The 21,086-nt window shown below is 71.6% G+C and carries 26 protein-coding genes; 12 read left to right on the forward strand and 14 right to left on the reverse strand.

Annotation, left to right across the window (positions count from 1 at the left end; all coding sequences use genetic code 11):
• Positions 1-88 precede the first annotated feature (88 nt).
• Positions 89-1,753 carry an FAD-binding dehydrogenase gene (locus VGE38_RS10000; protein ID WP_331142395.1) on the reverse strand — a complete coding sequence of 555 codons (1,665 nt, stop codon included), beginning with the start codon at positions 1,751-1,753 and terminating at the stop codon, positions 89-91.
• Between the two features lie 34 nt (positions 1,754-1,787).
• On the opposite strand from VGE38_RS10000, the gene VGE38_RS10005 reads away from it, so the two are divergent.
• On the forward strand, positions 1,788-2,579 hold the full coding sequence (locus VGE38_RS10005) for a carbon-nitrogen hydrolase family protein (protein ID WP_331142396.1): 792 nt from the start codon (positions 1,788-1,790) through the stop codon (positions 2,577-2,579).
• 20 nt (positions 2,580-2,599) lie between these two features.
• On the opposite strand, the gene VGE38_RS10010 is transcribed toward VGE38_RS10005, so the two are convergent.
• Together VGE38_RS10010 and VGE38_RS10015 are read right to left on the reverse strand one after the other, a co-directional pair.
• Entirely contained in the window at positions 2,600-3,049 is a 450-nt protein-coding gene (locus VGE38_RS10010; protein ID WP_331142397.1) for a methyltransferase family protein, read from the reverse strand.
• A 58-nt stretch (positions 3,050-3,107) separates the two neighbouring features.
• A complete protein-coding gene (locus VGE38_RS10015) occupies positions 3,108-3,683 on the reverse strand; it encodes a TetR/AcrR family transcriptional regulator (protein ID WP_331142398.1) in 576 nt (191 codons plus the stop codon).
• A gap of 99 nt (positions 3,684-3,782) precedes the next feature.
• On the opposite strand from VGE38_RS10015, the gene VGE38_RS10020 reads away from it, so the two are divergent.
• On the forward strand, positions 3,783-4,220 hold the full coding sequence (locus VGE38_RS10020) for an acyl-CoA thioesterase (RefSeq protein WP_331142399.1): 438 nt from the start codon (positions 3,783-3,785) through the stop codon (positions 4,218-4,220).
• Here VGE38_RS10020 and VGE38_RS10025 read toward each other — a convergent pair whose 3' ends face one another.
• Positions 4,221-4,487, reverse strand: a complete 267-nt coding sequence (locus tag VGE38_RS10025; protein WP_331142400.1) for a hypothetical protein — start codon at positions 4,485-4,487, stop codon at positions 4,221-4,223.
• Between the two features lie 75 nt (positions 4,488-4,562).
• On the opposite strand from VGE38_RS10025, the gene VGE38_RS10030 reads away from it, so the two are divergent.
• Positions 4,563-5,090 carry a GNAT family N-acetyltransferase gene (locus tag VGE38_RS10030; RefSeq protein ID WP_331142401.1) on the forward strand — a complete coding sequence of 176 codons (528 nt, stop codon included), beginning with the start codon at positions 4,563-4,565 and terminating at the stop codon, positions 5,088-5,090.
• 31 nt (positions 5,091-5,121) lie between these two features.
• Here VGE38_RS10030 and VGE38_RS10035 read toward each other — a convergent pair whose 3' ends face one another.
• The 5 genes from VGE38_RS10035 to VGE38_RS10055 form a co-directional block, all read right to left on the reverse strand.
• Positions 5,122-5,526: a hypothetical protein gene (locus tag VGE38_RS10035; protein WP_331142402.1), complete on the reverse strand. Its 405-nt coding sequence runs from the start codon at positions 5,524-5,526 to the stop codon at positions 5,122-5,124.
• 81 nt (positions 5,527-5,607) lie between these two features.
• Positions 5,608-6,069: a ribonuclease HI gene (gene rnhA, locus VGE38_RS10040; RefSeq protein WP_331142403.1), complete on the reverse strand. Its 462-nt coding sequence runs from the start codon at positions 6,067-6,069 to the stop codon at positions 5,608-5,610.
• Positions 6,069-6,611, reverse strand: a complete 543-nt coding sequence (locus VGE38_RS10045; RefSeq protein ID WP_331142404.1) for a TOPRIM nucleotidyl transferase/hydrolase domain-containing protein — start codon at positions 6,609-6,611, stop codon at positions 6,069-6,071. The genes rnhA and VGE38_RS10045 overlap by 1 nt, the downstream gene beginning before the upstream one ends.
• Positions 6,612-6,674: 63 nt before the next feature.
• The gene (locus tag VGE38_RS10050; RefSeq protein WP_331142405.1) at positions 6,675-7,148 is read right to left on the reverse strand and encodes a hypothetical protein; all 474 of its coding nucleotides are present in this window, start codon (positions 7,146-7,148) and stop codon (positions 6,675-6,677) included.
• 17 nt (positions 7,149-7,165) lie between these two features.
• Positions 7,166-8,383 (reverse strand): EAL domain-containing protein, encoded by a 1,218-nt coding sequence (locus tag VGE38_RS10055; protein ID WP_331142406.1) that lies wholly within the window; start codon positions 8,381-8,383, stop codon positions 7,166-7,168.
• 420 nt (positions 8,384-8,803) lie between these two features.
• On the opposite strand from VGE38_RS10055, the gene VGE38_RS10060 reads away from it, so the two are divergent.
• Positions 8,804-9,826, forward strand: coding sequence for an AraC family transcriptional regulator (locus VGE38_RS10060; RefSeq protein ID WP_331142407.1), 1,023 nt, complete (start codon positions 8,804-8,806; stop codon positions 9,824-9,826).
• Positions 9,827-9,894: 68 nt separating this feature from the next.
• On the opposite strand, the gene VGE38_RS10065 is transcribed toward VGE38_RS10060, so the two are convergent.
• Complete coding sequence (locus VGE38_RS10065; RefSeq protein ID WP_331142408.1) at positions 9,895-11,910, reverse strand: putative bifunctional diguanylate cyclase/phosphodiesterase; 2,016 nt, start codon at positions 11,908-11,910, stop codon at positions 9,895-9,897.
• A 484-nt stretch (positions 11,911-12,394) separates the two neighbouring features.
• Between VGE38_RS10065 and VGE38_RS10070 the strand changes: the two genes are divergently transcribed.
• The gene (locus tag VGE38_RS10070; protein ID WP_331142409.1) at positions 12,395-12,895 is read left to right on the forward strand and encodes a hypothetical protein; all 501 of its coding nucleotides are present in this window, start codon (positions 12,395-12,397) and stop codon (positions 12,893-12,895) included.
• Positions 12,896-12,966: 71 nt separating this feature from the next.
• On the opposite strand, the gene VGE38_RS10075 is transcribed toward VGE38_RS10070, so the two are convergent.
• On the reverse strand, positions 12,967-13,251 hold the full coding sequence (locus VGE38_RS10075) for a hypothetical protein (protein WP_331142410.1): 285 nt from the start codon (positions 13,249-13,251) through the stop codon (positions 12,967-12,969).
• A gap of 298 nt (positions 13,252-13,549) precedes the next feature.
• Here VGE38_RS10075 and VGE38_RS10080 point away from each other — a divergent pair, with 298 nt between their 5' ends.
• The 3 genes from VGE38_RS10080 (at position 13,550) to VGE38_RS10090 (ending at position 15,484) form a co-directional block, all read left to right on the forward strand.
• Positions 13,550-14,197 (forward strand): DUF1326 domain-containing protein, encoded by a 648-nt coding sequence (locus tag VGE38_RS10080; RefSeq protein ID WP_331142411.1) that lies wholly within the window; start codon positions 13,550-13,552, stop codon positions 14,195-14,197.
• Complete coding sequence (locus tag VGE38_RS10085) at positions 14,194-15,009, forward strand: DUF2182 domain-containing protein (protein ID WP_331142412.1); 816 nt, start codon at positions 14,194-14,196, stop codon at positions 15,007-15,009. Before VGE38_RS10080 ends, VGE38_RS10085 begins: the two co-directional genes overlap by 4 nt.
• Positions 15,010-15,148: 139 nt before the next feature.
• Positions 15,149-15,484: a YnfA family protein gene (locus VGE38_RS10090; protein WP_331142413.1), complete on the forward strand. Its 336-nt coding sequence runs from the start codon at positions 15,149-15,151 to the stop codon at positions 15,482-15,484.
• Between the two features lie 66 nt (positions 15,485-15,550).
• On the opposite strand, the gene ychF is transcribed toward VGE38_RS10090, so the two are convergent.
• A complete protein-coding gene (gene ychF, locus VGE38_RS10095; RefSeq protein WP_331142414.1) occupies positions 15,551-16,624 on the reverse strand; it encodes a redox-regulated ATPase YchF in 1,074 nt (357 codons plus the stop codon).
• A 64-nt stretch (positions 16,625-16,688) separates the two neighbouring features.
• Here ychF and VGE38_RS10100 point away from each other — a divergent pair, with 64 nt between their 5' ends.
• From VGE38_RS10100 to VGE38_RS10115, 4 genes are read left to right on the forward strand one after another with little or no spacing between them, the layout of a single operon-like run.
• Entirely contained in the window at positions 16,689-17,201 is a 513-nt protein-coding gene (locus VGE38_RS10100) for a PH domain-containing protein (RefSeq protein ID WP_331142415.1), read from the forward strand.
• Entirely contained in the window at positions 17,198-18,703 is a 1,506-nt protein-coding gene (locus tag VGE38_RS10105; protein ID WP_331142416.1) for a PH domain-containing protein, read from the forward strand. Before VGE38_RS10100 ends, VGE38_RS10105 begins: the two co-directional genes overlap by 4 nt.
• A 39-nt stretch (positions 18,704-18,742) precedes the next feature.
• Complete coding sequence (locus VGE38_RS10110; protein ID WP_331142417.1) at positions 18,743-19,147, forward strand: VOC family protein; 405 nt, start codon at positions 18,743-18,745, stop codon at positions 19,145-19,147.
• Between the two features lie 52 nt (positions 19,148-19,199).
• Positions 19,200-19,568 (forward strand): nuclear transport factor 2 family protein, encoded by a 369-nt coding sequence (locus tag VGE38_RS10115; RefSeq protein WP_331142418.1) that lies wholly within the window; start codon positions 19,200-19,202, stop codon positions 19,566-19,568.
• A 30-nt stretch (positions 19,569-19,598) separates the two neighbouring features.
• On the opposite strand, the gene VGE38_RS10120 is transcribed toward VGE38_RS10115, so the two are convergent.
• Together VGE38_RS10120 and VGE38_RS10125 are read right to left on the reverse strand one after the other, a co-directional pair.
• Entirely contained in the window at positions 19,599-20,693 is a 1,095-nt protein-coding gene (locus tag VGE38_RS10120) for an ABC transporter substrate-binding protein (RefSeq protein ID WP_331142419.1), read from the reverse strand.
• Between the two features lie 81 nt (positions 20,694-20,774).
• A partial coding sequence (locus VGE38_RS10125) for an ABC transporter permease (protein ID WP_331142420.1) occupies positions 20,775-21,086 on the reverse strand: 312 nt, incomplete at its 5' end.

Here is a 21,086-nt window from a genome sequence, read left to right on the forward strand (position 1 = left end):
CGCTCATGGATACCTCGTCGCGGGTCAGGGTGGCGTCAGTCAACCATCCGGCTCGGGGCGGGGCGATGGGGAGCCCGTGGGGAGAGCGCTACACGGCGTCGGCGATGGCGCGGCCCGCGGTGCGGCCGGAGAAGAGGCACCCGCCGAGGAAGGTGCCCTCGAGGGAGCGGGAGCCGTGCACGCCGCCGCCGCCGAAGCCGGCGACCTCGCCCGCGGCGTACAGGCCGGGCAGCGGCGTGCCGGCGCTGGTCAGGCACCGCCCCGACAGGTCGGTCTCGAGGCCGCCGAGGGTCTTGCGGGACAGGATGTGCAGCTTGACCGCGATGAGCGGACCGGCCCCGGGGTCGAGCAGGCGGTGCGGCTTGGCCACCCGGATCAGCTTGTCGCCGCGGTAGTTGCGGGCGCCGTGCATGGCCGTGATCTGCGCGTCCTTGCCGAAGGGGTTGTCGATCTCCCGGTCCCGGGCCTCGATGAGCGCGCGCAGCGCCCGCGCGTCGACCTGGGGGCCGGTCGGCTCGACGCCGGCGAGCCGGTTCATGCCCGCGACCAGCTCGTCGAGGGTGTCGGCGACCACGAAGTCCTCGCCGTGCTCCTTGAACGCCTCGACCGGGCCGGGCGCACCCTTCTTGACCCGGCTCAGCAGCAGCTTGACGTCCTTGCCGGTGAGGTCGGGGTTCTGCTCGGAGCCGGAGAGCGCGAACTCCTTCTCGATGATCGACTGCGTCAGCACGAACCAGGAGTAGTCGTAGCCGGTGACGCGCAGGTGCTTCAGCGTGCCGAGCGTGTCGAAGCCCGGGAAGTACGGCGCCGGCAGCCGCCGGCCGGTCGCGTCCAGCCACAGGCTGCTCGGGCCGGGCAGGATCCGGATGCCGTGGTTGGGCCAGATCGAGTCCCAGTTCCGGATGCCCTCGACGTAGTGCCACATCCGGTCCTCGTTGATGATCCGGGCGCCGGCGTCGCGCGTGATCTGGATCATCCGGCCGTCGACGTGGGCGGGGACGCCGCTGACCATGCTCCGCGGCGGCTCGCCGAGCCGCGCGGGCCAGGCCTTGCGCACCAGGTCGTGGTTGCCGCCGATGCCGCCACTGGTGACGATCACGGCCTGACCGCGCAGCTCGAAGTCGGCGGTCTCGATGCGGCTGCTGGCCCGTCCGCGGTCCACGGCGGAGGGCTCCAGCACCCTGCCCCGGACCCCGACGGCCGCGCCGCCCTCGACGATCACCTCGTCCACGCGGTGCCGGAACGCGAACCGGATCCGGCCAGCCTCGACGTGCGCCCGCACCCGTCGCTCGAACGGCGCCACGACGCCGGGACCGGTGCCCCAGGTGATGTGGAAGCGCGGCACCGAGTTGCCGTGGCCGTCGGCGCGGCCGTCGCCGCGCTCGGCCCAGCCCACGACCGGGAACGTGCGGTGCCCCATGGCGCGCAGCCACGACCGCTTCTCGCCGGCCGCGAAGTCGACGTACGCCTCGGCCCAGCGGCGCGGCCACAGGTCCTCGTCGCGGTCGAACTGGGCACTGCCCATCCAGTCCTGCAGCGCGAGCTCACGGGAGTCCTTGATGCCCATCCGCCGCTGCTCGGGGCTGTCGACGAGGAACAGCCCGCCGAGGCTCCAGAACGCCTGGCCGCCGAGGCTCTGCTCGCCCTCCTGGTCGACGAGCACCACGGTCCGGCCGGCGTCGGCCGCCTCCGCGGCCGCCACCAGCCCGGCCAGGCCGGCGCCCACGACGAGGATGTCTGCGGTGTCCGTCATGGCGCGATCCTAGGGCTGCAGTAGCGTGCGCGCCGTGACTCTGCGGGTAGCGGCGGTACAGGCCGAGGCGGCGCCCGGCGAGGTCGAGCACAACGTGGCCGCCGCTGCCGGCTGGATCCGCGCCGCCGCGGACTCCGGCGCGGAGCTGGTCGTCTTCCCCGAGGCGTTCACCACCGGCTACTCCCCCGCCGCGTTCGCCGGGACGCTGCCGTCCGCGGACGACCTCGGCTGGCTGGCTCCGGCACAGGCCGCCGTGGAAGCAACCGGCACGGTCGCCCTGCTCAACACCCCGCTCCGGGACGGGCGCTCGGCCGCCCTGGTGCAGCTGGTCCTCCGGCCGGGAGCGAGCCCGGAGCCGGCGTACGCCAAGCAGCACCTGTACGCCGAGGAGCGCCGCTGGTTCACGGCCGGCGACCACGGCACCACGCTGGTCGTGGACGGCACGCGCGTGGGTCTGTCGGTCTGCTACGACGCGAACTTCCCCGAGCACGCCGCGGCCGCAGCCGCCGACGGCGCGACGGCCTACCTCAACAGCGGCGCGTACTTCCCCGGCGGGGCGGCCCGGCGCGACCTGCACTACGCCGCCCGCGCGCTCGACAACGGCATCTACGTCGTCTTCGCCGGGCTGCTCGGCGCGCCGTACGACTTCATCGGCGGCGCCGGCGTCTGGGATCCCGAGGGCCGCCTCGTCGCCCGCGCCCCCGAGGGCGTCGAGGGCCTGACGGTGGCCGACCTCGACCCGGCCCGGGTCGCCGAGGTGCGCGCGTCGCAGCGGATGTGGGCCGACCGCCGCGCCGACCTCGGCCCCCGCCGCGAGCTCCGTTAGCTCCAACAGCCGGGGGCGCGTCAGCGGGGCGGGCCGAGCCAGCGGGGGACGCGGTTGAGGTAGGCCTCGTACTCGCCGGCGAACTTGTCGGCGAGCGCCCTCTCCTCCGCGGCGATCTGGAGGTGGTCGATGACGCCGACGAACGCCGCCACCGGCAGCAGCGGCAGCAGCCCGCCACGACGGACCGCGTGCGCGGCGAGCAGGCCCGCCATGCCGACGTACATGGGGTTGCGGGTGAAGCGGAAAGGACCGTCGGTGACGATCGCGCTGGCCTTGGCGGGGTCGAGCGGGTTGATGGTGGTCGCGTGGCGATGGAAGGCGACGTCGGCGCTGGCCAGGAGGCCGACCGAGCCGGCGGCGAGCGCAGCCGCGGCTGCTGTGCCCAGCCGGCCCGCGCGTGCTTCCGGCACGAGCGCGCGCTGGGTGACCAGACCGGCGAGGAGATAGACCGGCGGCGGAATGCGGGGCATGGCTGCCAATCTGCCACTCCGTCGCGGCGCCGTCACCTGCCTGAGCCTGAGCCCTCCCTCAGCCCTCGACGACAGCGGCGGCGAGCCGGCGGGCACGCTCGAGGACCGCGTCGTCGCCGAACAGCTGGAACCGGGCATTGGCGGCGGTGAGGTAGGCGTCGATGCGGAAGGCACCGTCCTCGGGGTCGGCCGCGCCGGCGGCCCGCAGCTCGCGCTCGAGGAGGTCGAGCCACTCCTGCTTGAGGGTGCGGACGGCGTCGGCTACCGGGCCCTCGCGGTGGCCGTACTCCACCGACGCGCAGGCCAGGAAGCAGCCGCCCGGGAACGTCCGGGCCCGCACGTAGCCGATCCAGCCGTCGAGGAAGGCCAGCAGCCGCTCACGGCCGGCGGGCAGGTGCCACACCGGCGTTACGACCGTGTCCACGTAGATGTGCCGCGCCTCGGCGACCGCGGCCAGCTGGATCGCCTCCCGGTTGCCGAAGACGGTGAGGATGCCGCTCTTGCTGAGCCCCGTCTCGGCGGCGAGCCCGCCGACGGTGATGGAGTCCAGGCCGGTCACGGTCGCCGTCATGGCGGCGCTGCGGGCCGCCGTACGCCGGGTCGCGTCACCGCGGGCGCGTCTGCCGTCACTCATGCCCACCAGCCTATACGACCGACTGGACGTATAGGCCTGTCCCGCTCTAGCATCGAAGCATCACGACCGATCGGTCGTATATCTGGAGAGGCGGACATGATGGACACCAGCATTGGAGCGGTACGCCGGATGCGGCTCTACGTCGACGATCTGGACGGCTTCGGGATGCTGTACCACGCCCGGTACGCGACGCTGTTCGACCACGCGGTCCTCGACTACTGGACCGAGGCGGGCTGGTCGGTCGACCCGAGCCGCTCGATCCAGGTCATCCGAGAGCTGGCCGTGACCTACCACCTGCCGGTGCTCGGCGCCGGCGAGGTCGACGTGCACTTCTGGATCGGGCACGCCGGGCGCACCAGCGTGCGCTACGAGTTCGCCGTGCTCTCACCCGACCACACCGTGATGCACGCCGAGGGCGGCCGCACTCTGGTCAACCTCGACCCGCAGACGCTGCGCCCCACGGCGCTGACCGACGACATGTGGCAGATCGCCGGCGCGCTGCTCGCACCCGGGGTCAGCCGGCCGCAGGCCGCCTGATCAGTGGTCCGTGGCGGGGTCGTCGGCGTCCGTGCGACCCCAGCGCCAGCGCGGGCTCGGACCCTTGACCCGGCTGATCGCGAAGAGCGCGACGACGAGCACCGCGACGTAGACCAGGAAGCCGGCGACGCCGTCGTCGGCCTCCCCCAGCGTCAGAGCGCCACCGACCACGAGCACCACGAAGCCGATGATCACGGCCCAGCCCTGCCAGGTCACGGGGACCCAGCCCCAGCCGTACCGCCTGCGCTTGAACCAGTAGCTCGTCACGGTGCGAAGGGTAGTGGCGGGCGGCGCGCCGCCGCACCCGATTTATGGCACCGCGAGTTATGGCACGGTGAGTGCGTGGAGCTGGTGATCGCGACGAGCGCGGGTCTCGACGACGGCACGGTGTCGGCGTTGCGGCGGCTGTGGGCCACGGCGTTCGACGGCTTCAGCGACGACGACGCCGACCACGCCTTCGGCGGCGTGCACGTGCTCCTCCGCGACGGCTCCACCGTGCTCGCGCACGCGAGCGCGGTGCCGCGCACCATCCGGGTGGGCGAGCAGGCGTTCGCGACCGGCTATGTCGAGGCGGTCGCCGCCCTGCCGGGCCACCAGGGATGCGGCCTCGGGACGCGCGTCATGCGGGCGCTCGAGCCCGAGCTGCGCCGCCGGTGGTCCTTCGGCGTCCTGGCCACCGGAGCCCACGGCTTCTACGAGCGGCTCGGCTGGGAGCGATGGCGCGGGCCGTCGTACGTGCTGACGGCGCAGGGGCCGGTGCGCTCCCTCGAGGAGGACGACGCCCTGATGGTGCTGCGGTTCGGGCCGAGCCGCGGCGCCGACCTCAGCGCTGCGATCACCTGTGAGGACCGGCCCGGCGACGCGTGGTGAGGAGCGACCGGCGACCACCCGGGTCTCGGCCTCACAGGGTCTCGACGAGGCACACGACCAACGAGCCGAAGTAGACGACTCCGGCGAAGAGGGCGTGGAAGGTCACCGGCCTCGGGAACCGGCCGCGCAGGACAGCCACGACCGCGGCGCCGTAGTCCCGCCAGAAGGACCGTCGCCCGACCAGTCGCCGCGCCCTCGCCCGCAGCAGCTCGTCCCCGAAAGTGTTGGCGACCGTGAGCACCCCCAGGGAGGCCCAGCCCCAGCCCACGGAGCCGTCGAGCACGAAGACCGCCCACAGCGCGAACGCCAGCAGTGCCGGGCCGACGTGCGCGGCCACCACGGCCTTCGAGGCCCGTCCGTGCCGCCACCATCCGGTGAGGAGGACCACCCCGACGGCCGCCTGGATCCCGAAGGCGAGGAGTACGGCGAGCGCCATGGTCCGACGCTACGTGCTGCGCGAATTCCTAGGGCGACTTCCTAGGGCGGCCTGCTGGACACGATGCTCGACAGCGAGCTCTCACGCGGTGGCCATCGCCTCGCGCATCCCCCGCGTCGCCAGCTCGTCGGCGAGCTCGTTGTCGGCGACGCCGGCGTGGCCCTTCACCCAGAACCACTCGACCTCGTGGCTCGCGCAGGCCTGCTGCAGCCGCTGCCACAGGTCGACGTTCTTGACCGGCTGCTTCGCGGCCGTGCGCCAGCCGTTGCGCATCCAGCCGGCCAGCCATGTGGTGATCCCGTTGCGGACGTAGGTGCTGTCGGTGTAGATCCGCACGGTGCACCGCCGGTTGAGCGACTCCAGCGCCATGATTGGCGCGGTGAGCTCCATCCGGTTGTTCGTCGTCGCACCGGCCTCGCCGCCGTACAGCTCGCGGACGTGGGCGCCGTACCTCAGCACCGCGCCCCAGCCGCCGGGCCCGGGGTTCGGCGTACAGCCACCGTCGGTGTGCACGATGACGGGCGTCACCGGGGGCTGGGTCATCAGGCGCCCCAGATCCAGTTCAGCAGGCCGGTCAGCGGTTCGGGGATGTCCTCGAGCGGGACGGCCTCGGCCATCGCGGTCGCATAGGTCCGCTTCCGGGCTCCGTTGGCGCCGATGAAGCGCCGCAGCTGCTCGCCGGCCTCGTCGGCGCGGTGCGCGTCCTGGTTCTGGAAGGAGCGGAAGCCGGCCAGCTCACCGCGACCCGCCAGGAGCTCGGTCACCGCCACCACGCCGAGCGCGCGGACCAGCTCGTCCTCGAGGTCGCGGCGGCAGGCGAAGAAGCCCTGCCGGCTCAGGTCCTCACCGTCCTGCCGGTTGAGGGCGCGCGCGAAGAAGCGCTCCTCACCCTCGTCGTAGAGACCACCGACCCGGCGACCCTCGGCCGCCTTCTCGGCGATGAAGCGGCCGGCGTTGCCGGCTCCCCCCATGCTGACGACCTCGATCTCCTCGGTCTCGAGGTCGATGCCGTAGCGCGGCGCCAGGGCCTCCACGGCCGCCTTGTCGGAGTCGCCCTCGACGAGGATCGTGATCGGTCGTGGCATGGGCGGGAGCCTAGTCGCCGTATGTCGTTGAGCGGCTGCTACGGCTGGCGATGTGCTCGTGACCTAGTCGGCCGGCGGCGTCGCCAGCGTGCTGACGTACTCATCGAACGTCATCCCGCCTACTTCCAGCCTGTCCACAACTCGTCTGGCACGTAGCAGCGCAGCATGCTCGTTGTAGCGACAGCGCCGAAGGAAGTGCCCGTCGCAGAGCACAGTTGCGCGTTCCTGCTCCCACTGCATGGCGATGTTGAGACACATGTCGCCCCGCCGAATCGCCCAGCCGTTCCCTGCGTCCACCACCGACAGGCACCATTGCTCCTTGGCCGCGCCCTCGAACTCGTCGAAGTTCGACGGGTAGACGGTGTAGGAGGCGACCCGATAGATCGGGCCGACCGGTTCGGGCGTGGTCGCCGCTCCCTGAACAGGACTCTTTCGTCGACCCTTCGACGTGTCTCGATTTGTTGCACCCGGCAGTCGGCGCTTGCTCGTGGTGGGTCGCGCAGACACGCTCGCCGACAGACGGCCCTGCTGGGCCACTCCTACCCTCCGGGTGGTCAACGTGACGCCGACTTGCTGAGCAGGGTGCGGATCTCGCCAACAGGGGCTGGGCGACCTAGAAAGAAGCCCTGCGCCATCGGAATCCCGATCTCTTTCAGACGTGCGAACTGGTCGGCGCGTTCGACGCCCTCGGCGATGATCTGCAGGTCGAGCAGCTCGCACATGTGGCTGACGCCGTCCAGCAGTCGGCGACTGCGATCATCGGAGGTGGCAGCCGCGACGATGCTCCGGTCGAGTTTGACGACGTCGACAGGGAGGCTCTGGAGGTAGTTCAGGGATGCCCGGCCCGAGCCGAAGTCGTCGATGGCAACCGTCACGCCGAGTGCGCGCAGAGCCGAGATCTGGCGGACGGCGTCGGGGAGATCGTCGATGAGTGCCGACTCGGTGATCTCGACCTGAAGCAGGTGCGGGGGCAGTCTCGCATCGCCGAGCATCCGGTCGATCTTCGCTACCAGTTGCGGACTCGTCAGCGTTGTCGCCGAGAGGTTCACCGATACGTATACGGCCTGTGTCCGGTTCGGCCAGTCGCTTGCCTCGGCGATGGCCTTGCCCAGGACGTATTCGTCGATGTGTGCGATCGCGCCGGTTCGTTCGGCGGTCGAGATGAAGGTGTTGGAGTTCGCGTGTCCCACCGCAGGGTGGCGCTGGCGCCAACGGACGAGCGCCTCGAAGCCGACCAGACGCTCGTCCCGCACTCGATAGATCGGCTGGTAGACCACGTCGATTTCACCGGCCCTGAGGGCTCGAAGCAGCCGTACCGACACCACAGCGTCCAACAGTCGGCTTCGAAACGTCGCTTCGGGGTTCTCGACGAGCAGCGCGAACAGGACTCCGATCGTCACGAACACACCCAGCCGCAGCATCCATGCGCCGGGGTCCTGTGCCAGGTTCAGGGAAACGTCAGCGGGCAGCAGTGGTCCGGCCAGCACTCCGGCGCCGACCGCGACGGTGGCCGTCACAGGCCAGGTGAACCGAACGGCGGCGAGAACGATCCCGACGTAGAACAGGTGTGGCCCGACGCTGTGCGATCCGCCTAGCGCGAGGCACCCGACCCACGCGCCCGCTAGAGCGGTCCCGACGGTTACCGCCGCACGGATGGGATGAGCGTGCGAATACCCGGCCCAGAGATGAACGCCGCTTCCGGACAGCATCCTGGTGAGCGGTGCCGCTGCGTCGCCCGAACTCGGACGCATCCGCACCCTCTTCTCCGTCACCCGCACTCCTTCGTCACGTCCAGCAGGCCCCGGCACCAGCGTTGTTGCGGACGTCCGGCGGCGGGACTGGTGGCGCCCCGCCCTGCCTGCGGGCAGGTGCTCAAGGCGCCACCAGTGACGCCGGCCGTCTTGGGGGATAGACGCAAGGCATCACGAGGGGTGCCGGAAGCGAACCCCTCGCCCTCACAATGACGCCCCAAGACGTCGGGCTGCGCATCGTGTCGGCCGGCTCTGCGCAGTTCGGACACACAACAGCGCTACCCGGCTCACGAAGCCTCGGGTTGTCCACGTTGTCTAGGATCCACAGGACCATGGGATGAGCGGTCAACCCCAGATCACACGGGCGCTCGCGAATCCGCTGCGATTTCGGCACAGTCAGCAGTTCGGGCGCTCAGAGGACCACAGCATGGAGAAGGTGGCATGAGCGCCGCTGCGGCGGGGTGCGGTGGGCCGAGTCCGGACTCGCCGCGACCACGACCCACCCCTCACCTCCGGTGTGCGACCGACGACCGCGATGAGGCCGAGACCGTTGTCAGCAAGCTCTACCTTCCGAACCGGCTCGAGCTCCGCAAGGGGTCCGTGCCCCTTGGGATGGAGGTGGCCGGCCTACGGCTGGGGGCACTCACGGTTGGCCAGTTGTCTTACGCGCGCGAGGTGCGTCTCCGCACAGCCGACGCACAGAACGTCCATGTGAACATCCCGCTGCGCGGGCGGGTGCTCTCCAAGAGCGGAAGCGGTGAGCCCGCGACGACAGGTCCCGGCGAGGGGCTTGTGTTCCCACCGAACGAGCCCGCCGAGATCTCGTGGTCACCCCACGCCCAACAGCTGTGCCTCATGATTCCGCAAGACGCTCTCGAAGCCGAGCTGGAGAAGTTGCTCGGCCGACATCTCCGAGGTCGCCTCATCTTCGACTTCGCCGCGGACCTGAGCAACCCTCTAGGACGCCGCTGGCGGACGGTCCTGGAACTGCTCGTGGACGAGCTCGACAGACCCACGGACATGGGCCAGAACCCACTCGTAGGGAGACACCTGGAGCGGCTGGTGATCGATGGCCTTCTGCTCGGCCAGAAGCACAACCACACCGACGCCATGGTCCACGACCGTCCGGCCCCCATGGGAGCCGCGATCAGGCATGCCGTCGAGTTGATCGAGGACCGACCCTCCGAGCCGTGGACGGCGGTCAGCCTCGCCAGCGAGGTGCACTTGAGTGTGCGGGCACTCCAGGAGGGGTTTCGTCGCGACGTCGCCACGACACCCATGACTTACCTGCGACAGGTGCGTCTGCGCCGAGCCCGGGAGGCACTCCAGGCGGCTCACCGCGACACCACCACGGTCAATGCTGTCGCGGCCGGCCTCGGGATTCTCCATATGGGTCGCTTCGCCGCCTCCTACCGGCAGGCCTTCGGCGAGTCACCCTCCGACACACTCAACCAACCGCCGTGAGGCCCAGCGCGGACCCGTTGCCGTCGGCCAGCACCCCTGCCCGGGTGCAGCGGCGGTAGACCGCCGCGTCAGTCGGGCGTCGCGCCCACGAGCACGCCGGTGCCACCGAGCCGCTCCGCCAGGGCGCCGAAGTCCATCGGACGCCCGAGGTGGAAGCCCTGCGCCAGGTCACACCCGAGGTCCCGTACGGCGGCCAGGTCGGCGGTCGTCTCGACCCCCTCCGCCACCACGCGCATGCCGAGGTTGTGCCCGAGCTCGACCACGGAGCGGGCGATCGCGGTACGCGCCCGGTCGCCGCTCATGCCGGTGACGAAGGCGCGGTCGATCTTGAGCTCGCGGATGGGCAGCTCCGCGAGGTAGCCGAGCGAGGTCTGCCCCTGACCGAAGTCGTCGATGCTGACGTTCACGCCGGTGGCGTCGAGCTGCGTGAGCACCGCCCGCGCCCGCGCGGGGTTGGTGAGCAGCGCTGTCTCGGTCACCTCCACCACCAGCTGCGAGGCCGGTACGCCGGCGCGTGCCAGCGCGTCGATCACCTCGCGGGCGAACTCCTCACGCACCACGCTGCGCGCCGAGACGTTCACCGCGATCGGGATGGGCGTGCCGCGCGCGGCGAGCTCGGCCGCGTGGGCCAGCACGGCGTCCAGCACCCAGGCGGTGAGCCGCTCGATGAGGTCGGTCTGCTCGGCCAGCGGCAGGAACCGGCCCGGGGGCAGCAACCCGTAGACCGGGTGCTGCCAGCGGACCAGCGCCTCCGCGGCGACGACCGCACCCGACGCCGTGTCGAGCTGCGGCTGATAGTGCACCGTCAGCTGGCCGTCACGGAGTCCGTGGGGCAGCTCCGCGATCAGCTCCACGTCCGCCGCCACGAAGCGCTCGAGGTCGGTGGCGTACTCCGCGATGCCCGTATGGCCGGCCTTGGCGGCGTACATCGCCACCTCGGCACGCTGCAGCAGCGTCTGCGGGCTGGTGCTGGCGCCGGCGTACGTCACGTAGCCGAGGCTGGGCGCGACCGCCAGCGGCAGGCCGCCCACCTCGACCTCCTCCCGCAGGACGGCGGCGAGCCGGGCCAGCTCCGCCCGCACGTCCCGCGGGGCCCGCAGGACGAGGCCGAACTCGTCGCCCCCGAGGCGGGCGACGGTGCCGGAGGACGCCACGGCGGCGTCGAGGCGGTCGGCCAGCGTGACGAGCAACTCGTCCCCGCTCGAGTGCCCGAGCGTGTCGTTGAGGTCCTTGAAGTGGTCGAGGTCCACCACCGCCACGACGACGGGCTGCCCGCTCTTCTTCGCCCAGGCGACGGCCTCGGCGACCCGCTCCATGAACAGGTCGCGGTTCGGCAGGCCGGTGAGCGCGTCGTGCCGGGCGAGCCAGGCGTTCGCCGCCAGCTCGCGTCGCAGCCCGCGGCTGACCGAGAGCGTGATGATCAACAGCACCACGAAGAGCCCGGCCAGCCCGAGCGCCAGGTCGCGGTAGAGGACCCGGAGACCGGCCTGGACCTCCGCGTCGATCGGCGCGTACGGCAGATAGGTCTCCAGCACGCCGATCAGCTCGGCCGGGTCTCCCGCGGTGAGCGGCTGATAGACCTCGACGGCGGCCGCCCCGACCGGTCCGGCGTCGTCGCCGTCGGCGTTGACGCGCGTCAGCATCGCTGCCACACGCCCCGCCCTGGCCTCGGCCAGCTCCTCGTTCTCGCCCGACCCGCCGTGCTCTCCGGCGTCGGCTTCAGCGTCGCGTCGGTGGTCGTCGGAGAACACCACCCGGCCCTGCTCGTCACGCAGCCGGAGCCGGAGCAGGTGCCCGTCCGCGACGGCGCGGTCCACCAGCCGCGCCAGCGCGGCGCGCTCGCGGCGCGAGAGTCCCTCGCTGAGCGGACGCCCATCGAGCTGCGGCACCACCGCGGTCTGCGCGACCAGCAGGGCCGCCGACCGCCCCTCGGCGAGGCCGCGGCTCTCCGCCGTACTCCTGATGCCGAGCGACAGCGCGACGCCCAGCAGGATCACGGGGACGAGGATCAGCGCGCCATGCGTCAGCAGCAGCCGCACGGTCGACGCCGTCACCCGCCGCGACGGATCGAGCGTGCGGGTCATGGCGCAGACGCTAATGCACAGCAGCCTCATCCGACGGCTGTTCGCGCCGCCTGCCGGCCGGATTCCCACCCGACTGGTGGTCCGCCCAATGTGGGTACTTCCCGGCGCAGGCCTTGACGCGGGCATCGGAGCGGTGAACCGTGGGCGCTTGGAGCCTGCGCGTAGGGCGCAGACATTCCCTACCCCCGCTTCTGGTCTCCCCTCGGTCTTCGGAGTTCCGATGAGCTCTCGGCAAGGAACCCAGCGGACCCGGCTCATCCCTGAGCCAGGCATCCGGCAGCAGCGCGCTCCCCCGCCGCCGGGCGGTGCCGGCGTGCGCGACGACGTACGCCGATCACGTTCCAACGCCGAGCCCGGCGCCCTGATGACCTGCTACGAGTCGAGCGCCGAGCCCGGACGCCACCTGCTTTCCAGGTGAGGGCCGCCTCGCTGAGCGGCCCTCCCATGCTACGCGCGCGCCTCGAGCGCGCCAGGAGGTTCCACCATGAAGCGACTGCTTCTCCTCGTGCTCACACCCTTGTTCCTCGTGCTCGCCACGACGTTGCCGGCCCAGGCGGTCAGCCCCCACTTCATCAGCGCCAGCGGTGGCCTGAACGCCAACGGCAGCCTCACGGTGAACTTCAAGGAGGCCGGACTCGGGACGAACCAGAACATCACCTACGTTCTCAGCGCCGATGCCACCGCGACCTATGTCTGCGTCAACCGCGGTGGTGCCAACCCGAGTGCGTCGAACAAGACCACGGTCTCCGGTCCGGTGAGCGCGACCGGCACGTTCAGCTCCGGCAAGAACGGCAACGTCGTCGGCTCCCTCACCGTTCAGCCGCCGCCGACGTCCCTCACCTGCCCAGGGGGTCAGACCCTGCGGCTGGCGTCGGTGTCGTACACGAACGTCACCCTGACCGACACCACCAACGGCATCACGGCAAGCATCCCGGGGACCTTCGACTCCGGCTGCCTACTGCCCAACGTCCGGGGCGCTTGCTGACGCCCACCCACAGAAGGAGCGAAAGGGCCAGGCCTCCCGGCCTGGTCATTCGCCTCCGTGCGGGAATGTGGCTAGGGAGCCGCGTGGCCGCACTCACCGTCGAGCTTGTGACCGAACGCGGCGGGCGTGTCGATCGCCTCCTCGACGGCCCGCAGGGTGCTGGTGTCCGAGTGGCTGCCGTACCCGGGCGTCTGGCCGGGCGGGTCCGCGACGTCGCCCAACGGGTGAGCCGCGTCGGCCGTCGGACTGGCGCAGTCCGCCGACTCCACGATCGGGTGGATCGTCGCCGAAGCGCTGGGGGCGAACATCACGGTCGCTGCCGCGGCGACCGCGCTCACCGCTAGTGCTCTCTTCATCGAAGCCCTCCTTGCCTTCGACACGAGGGGCACGCCGCTGACCGGCGTTGACCGAGAAGCCTCGCGCCGTCCGCCTCATTCACCTCGCTTCAGCGCGTGGCAGGCATCGCCAGATTGCGGGAAATCCGGACCGCCGGTCGCTGCGCCGGGGACGTCGCCAGCCGCGCCCGGGGTCGAAAAACCGCGTCGAGGGATGCGGCGAAAGATACCCAGTCTGCGGCCTGTCGCCCGAGGCTGTAGGAAGCGCACGCTGGGGTGTTGGGACGGGCGATCCAGCATCACGCGACGGAGGTGTGCCATGAATGCTGATGCGGTCCGGGAATGGCGGCTCAAGGGCCAATGGTTCGACGCCTGCAAGTGCTCGGTGCCGTGCCCCTGCTCGTTCGCGCAGCCACCGACCTCGGGCGACTGCGAGGGCGTGCTGGTGTGGCACATCGACGAGGGCACCTACGGCGACACCCGTCTGGACGGGCTCAACGTGGCGATGCTCGGCTCGTTCGTGGGCAACGTCTGGGGCGAGCACTCGGACTCCTACGGCGCCATCTTCATAGACGCCGCAGCGGACGAGGAGCAGCTCGGCGCGCTGCAGACGATCTTCGGCGGGGAGGCGGGCGGCTGGCCTGCCCGGTTCGGGGAGATCGCGGCGATGGAGGTGCGGGGCATGGAGGTCGTGCCGATCAACGTGTCCATCGCCGACGACCTGTCGGCGTGGAGCGTGGAGATACCGGAGCGGGCATCGGCGAGGGTGGAGGCGCTCGGAGGACCCACGACCCCCGAGGGCTCGCGCGTCCAGTCGCACCACCTCCCCGGAGCCGAGGTCGGACCGGGCCAGGTCGCGACGTGGGGCGTGTCCACCTACAGCGCCGACGCGTTCGGCTTCAGCTTCGATCGCAGCGGTGTCTCGAGCAAGCACTTCGAGTTCGACTGGAGTGGGCCGGACCGGTGACGACCGCGTGGCGCACCACGCCAGAGGTCCCCGCGCTTCGACGATGGTCGCGACGCGAGGCACTCCTCGCCGGCGTACTGGTGGCGCTGGCGGCCGCGGCCTGGTTGCTCACGCATCTGCTGGGGACACCGGAGATGCGCGCCGGGATCCTCACCGGCGCCGAGCCGATAGACGACATGATGCCGGCGGAGCAGATGAGCGCCGCCTTCTTCCTGGCCACCTGGATCGTGATGATGGCCGCGATGATGCTGCCCAGCCTGGTGCCGTTCACGATCGGCGTCAGTCGGCTGATGCGGGTCGGAGGGGCCGGCCGATCCGGCACCGCGCTGCTGACCCTCGGCTACTTCGCGGTGTGGGCCACCACGGGCGTCCTCGCCTATCTGGTGTGGCGCGGCTTCGAGGAGCTCTCGACAGGGTCACCCACGACGGTGTCGCGCGCCGGTGCGGCCGTGCTCGCCGGAGCGGCGATCTACCAGCTGACCCCGCTGAAGCGGGTCTGCCTGCGACACTGCCGATCGCCGAACCTGCTCCTCCTGCAGCACGGGCCGCGCGCCGTGGCCAGTCGCACGGGAGCGGTTCGCGCCGGCCTGGCGCACGGCGGGTACTGCCTCGGGTGCTGCTGGGCACTGATGGCGGTCCTGCTCGCGCTGGGCGTCATGAGCCTCGTGTGGATGGGCGTCGTGGCAGCCGTGATCGCGATCGAGAAGATCACCCGTCACGGGGAGCGCCTGAGCCAGGCCCTGGGCGTCCTGCTGGCAGCCCTGGCCGGGCTCGTCCTGCTCGAGCCGACCGTCCTGGCCACGATCGCCTGACGCACCGGTTCAGACGTTGAAGCGGAGCATCGCTCGCGCGTCGGCGTGCCTCCGGTACCCAGGTCAGCCCGACCAGCCCGGCGAGATCACCTGACGAGCGCAGGGGGCAGCAGCGCGGGAGCATGGGGAGAATCCCGGCATGGACTACGCCCGCTCGATCCTGCTCTTCACCGCCGCCGCCGTTGCCGAGATCGGCGGTGCGTGGCTGGTGTGGCAGGGCGTACGCGAGCAGAAGGGCTGGGTCTGGATCGGCGTTGGCATCGTCGCGCTCGGCGTCTACGGGTTCGTGGCCACCCTCCAGCCCGACGCCCACTTCGGCCGCATCCTCGCCGCGTACGGCGGGGTCTTCGTCGCAGGCTCCCTGGTGTGGGGCATGGTGATGGACGGCTTCAAGCCGGACCGCTACGACGTCACCGGAGCCTTGATCTGCCTCGTCGGTGTCGCCGTGATCATGTACGCACCGCGCGACGCCTGACACCAGCCCAGTCGTCAGTCGTCGCAGACGAAGGGCTCGTGGTGACGTGTGCCGACACAGCCGGTGCTAGACGTTGAAGCGGAACTCCACGACGTCGCCGTCGGCCATGACGTAGTCCTTGCCCTCCATGCGGACCTTGCCGGCCTCCTTGGCCTTGGCCATCGAGCCGGTCTCGACGAGGTCGTCGAAGGAGACGACCTCGGCCTTGATGAAGCCCTTCTGGAAGTCGGTGTGGATGACGCCGGCGGCCTCGGGGGCGGTCGCCCCCTTGCGGATGGTCCAGGCGCGGGCCTCCTTGGGCCCGGCGGTGAGGTAGGTCTGCAGGCCGAGCGTGTCGAAGCCGACCCGGGCGAGCACCTCCAGGCCGGGCTCGGCGACACCGGCCTCGGCCAGGAACTCCGCGGCCTCCTCGTCGTCGAGCTCGATCAGCTCGGACTCGAACTTCGCGTCCAGGAAGATCGCCTCGGCCGGGGCGACCAGCTCGCGCATGGTGTTCTTGAGCGACTCGTCGGCCAGCTCGTCGCTGTCGCAGTTGAAGACGTAGATGAACGGCTTGGCCGTCAGCAGCGACAGCTCCCGGATCAGCGCCCGGTCGATCGAGGTGGCGATGATCGGCGTACCGGCCTCCAGCGCGGCCTTCGCCTCGCGGGCGGCGTCGAGGTTCGCGGCCAGCTCCTTCTTGCCGCGCGCCTCCTTCTCCAGCCGCGGGATCGCCTTCTCGACCGTCTCCAGGTCGGCGAGGATCAGCTCGGTCTGGATCGTGGAGATGTCGGAGCCCGGGTCGACCTTGCCGTCGACGTGGGTGACGTCCTCGTCGCGGAAGACGCGGGTGACCTGGCAGATGGCGGCGGACTCGCGGATGTGGGCGAGGAACTTGTTGCCCAGGCCCTCGCCCTGCGAGGCACCGCGCACGATGCCGGCGATGTCGACGAACTCCACGGTGGCCGGGAGGATCCGCTCCGAGCCGAAGATCTCGGCGAGCCGCGCGAGCCGGTCGTCGGGGACGCCGACGACGCCGACGTTCGGCTCGATGGTTGCGAACGGGTAGTTCGCGGCGAGCACGTTGTTCTTGGTCAGCGCGTTGAAGAGCGTGGACTTGCCAGCGTTGGGCAGGCCGACGATGCCGATGGTGAGAGCCACGGCGGGCAACTCTACGGGCGGTTCCGACGGGCCGGGGAATCGTGGGTGTGGAAGGCTTCCCGCCGTGACCGCGCTGCCACCCCACCGCCTCCGCGAGCCCGCCCACCGGGTCTCGGACAAGGCGCCGTCGTACTGGCGGCTGACCGCCGTCCTCAACGCCGCCGTGGTCTGGATCGCCGCCGTCGTCGCGGTCGTGGTGGCGCTGTTCCTGACCGACGGGTGGCGCGCGCTGGTCATCGTGGTCGCCGCCGTCGCCGTGCTGGCGACGCTGCCGTGGGTGACCGTCGCGCCCGGCATCCGTCACCGGGTGCACCGGTGGGACGTCACCGACATCGCCGTCCACGTGCGGCACGGCTGGCTGACCCGGGTCGACGAGATCGTGCCCCTCTCACGGGTGCAGACCGTCGACTCCACCCAGGGGCCGCTGATGCGGCTCTTCGGCCTGCGGACGGTGACCGTGCAGACCGCCTCGGCGGCCGGCACCGTGGCCATCGCCTGCCTCGACGACCCGGTCGCGCAGGACCTGGTCGCCCGGCTGGTCGCGATCACGGCGGCGACGCCGGAGGACGCCACGTGAGCGAGTACGACGGCTGGCGCCGCCTCGATGTCAGGAGTGTCCTGACCGCCCCGGTGACGGTGATCCGCCAGGCCGGCGTACCGGCGATCGCGGGCCTGGTCGGCCTCGCCAGCACGGGCGTCGGCGCGCTGGTGCTGCTGCCCGCGGCGCTCGGCGCCGCCGTCCTCGTCGGGCTGCTGCCCTGGCTCACCACGGAGTTCCGCGTCACCGCGACCCATCTGGAGGTCCGCCGCGGGATCCTCAACCGCAGCACCGTGACCGCCCGGCTCGACCGGGTCCGCGGCGTCCAGCTCGAGGCCAACCTGCTGCACCGGGTGCTCGGCCTGACCAAGGTCGCCGTCGGCACCGGCGTCGACGAGGGGCAGATCGAGCTCAACGCGCTCTCGGTGGCCGACGCCGAGGCGCTGCGCCGGGCGCTGCTCCACGCCGCACCGGACGCCACCGTCGGCGCCGCGGCGCCCGAGGTCACCGAGCTGGCACGGCTGGACTGGTCGTGGCTGCGGTTCGCCCCACTGAACCTGCGCAACCTGCTGATCGTGGTGGCGGCGCTCGCCGCCCTGGCCAGCCAGGTCGGCGAGCTGCTGCCGGTGACCCCGGACCTGCCCGCGCTGGGCATCGAGGACGGCGAGATCGACGGCGTCTGGGATCTGGTCACGCGGTTCGGGCTGCTCGCCCTCGCCGGGGCGCTCCTCGGCACGCTGGCGCTGTGGGTGCCGGCCGCCTGTCTCGGCTTCGCGGTCCGGTGGGGCGGTCTGCGGGTGACCCGCGAGCCGGGCCGGGACGGCACCACGCTGCGGCGTACCTTCGGCCTGCTCACCCAGCGTGAGGCGACGGTCGAGGAGGCCAAGGTGCGCGGCGCCGTCGTGACCACGCCGCTGCTGGTCGGGGTCGCCGGCGGGGCGGAGCTGGCGCTGCTCGCGACCGGCTTGGACGACAACGAGCCCGACGTCCTGCCCACGGCGCCCCGTGCGACCGCCCTCGTGGTCGCCGCGGACGTGCTCGGCGAGCGCGACGCCATGGAGGCCCCGCTGACGGGCCACGGGCCGCGTCCGCGACGCCGCTACCACGTGCGCAACGCGCTGACCTCGCTCCTGCTTGCGGCACTCCTGCTGGTGACGGCCGCCGCAGCCGAACGGTCCTGGGACGTCGCGCTGTGGTGGGTCCCGGCGATCGTCGTCCCGTGCTGGCTGGCGCTGGGCGGGGTCGTCGCCGAGCTCCGCTGGCGTCGCCTCGGCCACGCGGTGACGCAGCGCTACCTGGTCTCCCGCGTCGGCGCGTTCACGACGAGGCGTGCCGCTCTCGAGGCCGACGCCATCGTGGGCTGGCGGGTGCGCCAGACGCTCTGGGACCGCCGGCTGGGCCTGGCGACCCTCACCGCGACGACGGCGGCCGGCCCCGAGCATCTCGACGTGCCCGACCTGCCGCTCGAGGAGGCGGTGGCGCTCGCCGCCCGGGCGACACCGCGGACAGTGGCGCCGTTCCTCGCACCGCCGGCCGGATAAGGACTGGCCGACGCGAGCCGGGACCGCCAGGCTGCACCCGTGACCGTCCTCATCAACAACATCACCTTCGACTGCGCCGACGCTCGCACGCTCGCGGGCTTCTGGGCCGAGCTGCTCGGCTGGCAGGTCTTCTACGACGACGACCCCGAGGTGCTCGTGGCGCCGCACTTCCCCGCGCACGACGTCCAGTCGCTGCTCTTCATCCCCGTGCCGGAGGGGAAGACCGCGAAGAACCGGGTGCACCTGGACCTGGTGCCGACCGACCGAACCCGCGACGAGCAGGTCGAGCAGGCGCTCGCCCTCGGCGCGACCCTGGTCGGCGACCACCGCAAGCCCGACGGCACCGGCTGGGTCACCCTCGCTGACCCGGAGGGCAACGAGCTCTGCATCGAGCGCTCCGACGCCGAGCGTCCGGCCTCCCGCAAGGCCTGGCGCCTGTCCTGACCCAGACATGGAAACCCTGGCGCCCGGCGGCGCACGGGTGGATGCTGGGCCAGTGATCAGCCCCGGTGCGCGGTTCGCGCAGGCACTCGCCGCCAAGGACGTCGACGCGCTGCGGGCGGTGTTGACCGACGATGTGGACTTCCTCGGGCTCACGCCACGGCGGCTGTGGGAGGGCGGCTCGCCCGACGAGGTGCTCGAGGTGCTGCTCGGCCACTGGTTCGAGGAGGAGGACCGCATCGACGCGCTCGAGGAGGTCCAGGAGGGCGAGCCCGTCGTCGACACCGCCCACGTCGCCTACCGTCTGCGCATCACGACGCCCACGGGTCCGCACGTGGCGGCGCAGCAGGCCTACTACCGCGCCGACGGCGACCGGATCGGCTACCTGCGGGTCATGTGCTCCGGCTTCCGGCCGGCCACCTGACCAACCGTCCAGCCGGCCAACCGGCCGGGGTCAGGGCGCGGGCCAGACCACCGTGCCGCTGTCGTCGACGACGGCGTCGGCGAAGGACGAGTCGAACCAGCCCGCGGCCTGGTCGGGGGTGACCGCGACGCCGCCGTACTGCGAGATCAGGCCGGCCAACGCCCGCACGTTCGCCGGGTCGACCGAGCCCCACTTCACCGGCAGCGGGTTCTCGGCGATCACCCGCGTCTCGGTGGTCCAGACCGTCGTCTCGTGCTCGGGGTCGGCCTCGGCGCCGGCCCGCTCGTTCTGGAACCCGATGCACTCCGCGACGTGCGCGTCCTCGGCGCAGTACTGGTAGGCGCGGAACACCGCCCGCAGGAAGTCCTCGACCGCGGTCGGGTGCTGCTCGGCGAACTCCGGGTTGGCCGCGAACGCGCCGATCGAGCCCGGGACCCCGAAGTCCTTGGGCTCCCAGACGGTGACCTCCTCGCCGGCCGCCCGCAGTTGCTCGGGCTCGTTGGAGATGAAGCCGACCAGGGCGTCGACGTCGCGGCGCGGCAGGATCGTGGGGTCGTAGCCCACCTTCACCTGCTCGACGTCGTCGGCCGCCAGCCCGGCGCTGGCCAGCATCGCCGAGACGCCCATCGGCACCCAGCCCTTGTGGCCCAGCACCTTGCCCTTCAGCTGTGCGAGGTCGGTGACGTCGGGGCGGGTCATCAAGACGTCCAGCCCGGCGTCGGAGTACGACGAGACGCCGACGATCTCCAGACCGTTCGCGTTGGCGGTGATCGTGTCCTGCTGGGACAGCCCGCCGATCTTCACCTGGCCGCTGGCCAGCAGCTTGGTGTTCTGCGAGACGTCGCCGGGGCCTGGCTGGAGCCGGACGTCGAGGCAGAGGTCGGTGAAGTAGCCCAGCGCGTCGGCGGCGATCACCTCAAGGATCGAGGCGGAGGCCTGCCAGTAGTAGCCGGACAGGTAGGTGACCGTGCCGGCCGCCTCGTTCTGCTCGCAGCGCTCGGCGGAGACGGCCGAGCCGGTGCGACCGGCGTCCTCCGGGCTTCCGGAGTCGTCACCACATGCGGCGAGACCGGCGACGACGAGGGTGAGCAGGGCGGCCGCGGCCAGCCTCCGGACGTTGCGCATGCCTCCTAGTCTGGCGGGTCCCCCGGCCACCCCGGCCGGCGGCTCCGCGGCGTGGACACCCGGCCCGGGCCCGAGCTGTCGCTAGTGCCAGCGCAGGGCGCGCCGCTGGACGAGCGTGACGAACAGGAGCAGCAGGGAGCCCATCAGCGCGAGGACGAAGATCGCGGCCCACACGGTGGCGAGCCGGTTCATCGAGGAGGCCACCTGGATCGTCGTACCCAGCCCGGCGGCGGAGCCGGCGGCCGACAGCTCGGCCACGACGGCACCCACCACCGAGAGCGGGAAGACGATCTGCAGGGCGGCGAACAGGTAGGGCAGCGAGCCCGGGATCCGCAGGTGCCAGAGCACCTCCCACCGCGAGGCGCGCACCGACTCGAACACCTGCAGCACCGG

It is taken from the genome of Nocardioides sp., assembly GCF_036405735.1.
Classification (GTDB): domain Bacteria; phylum Actinomycetota; class Actinomycetes; order Propionibacteriales; family Nocardioidaceae; genus Nocardioides.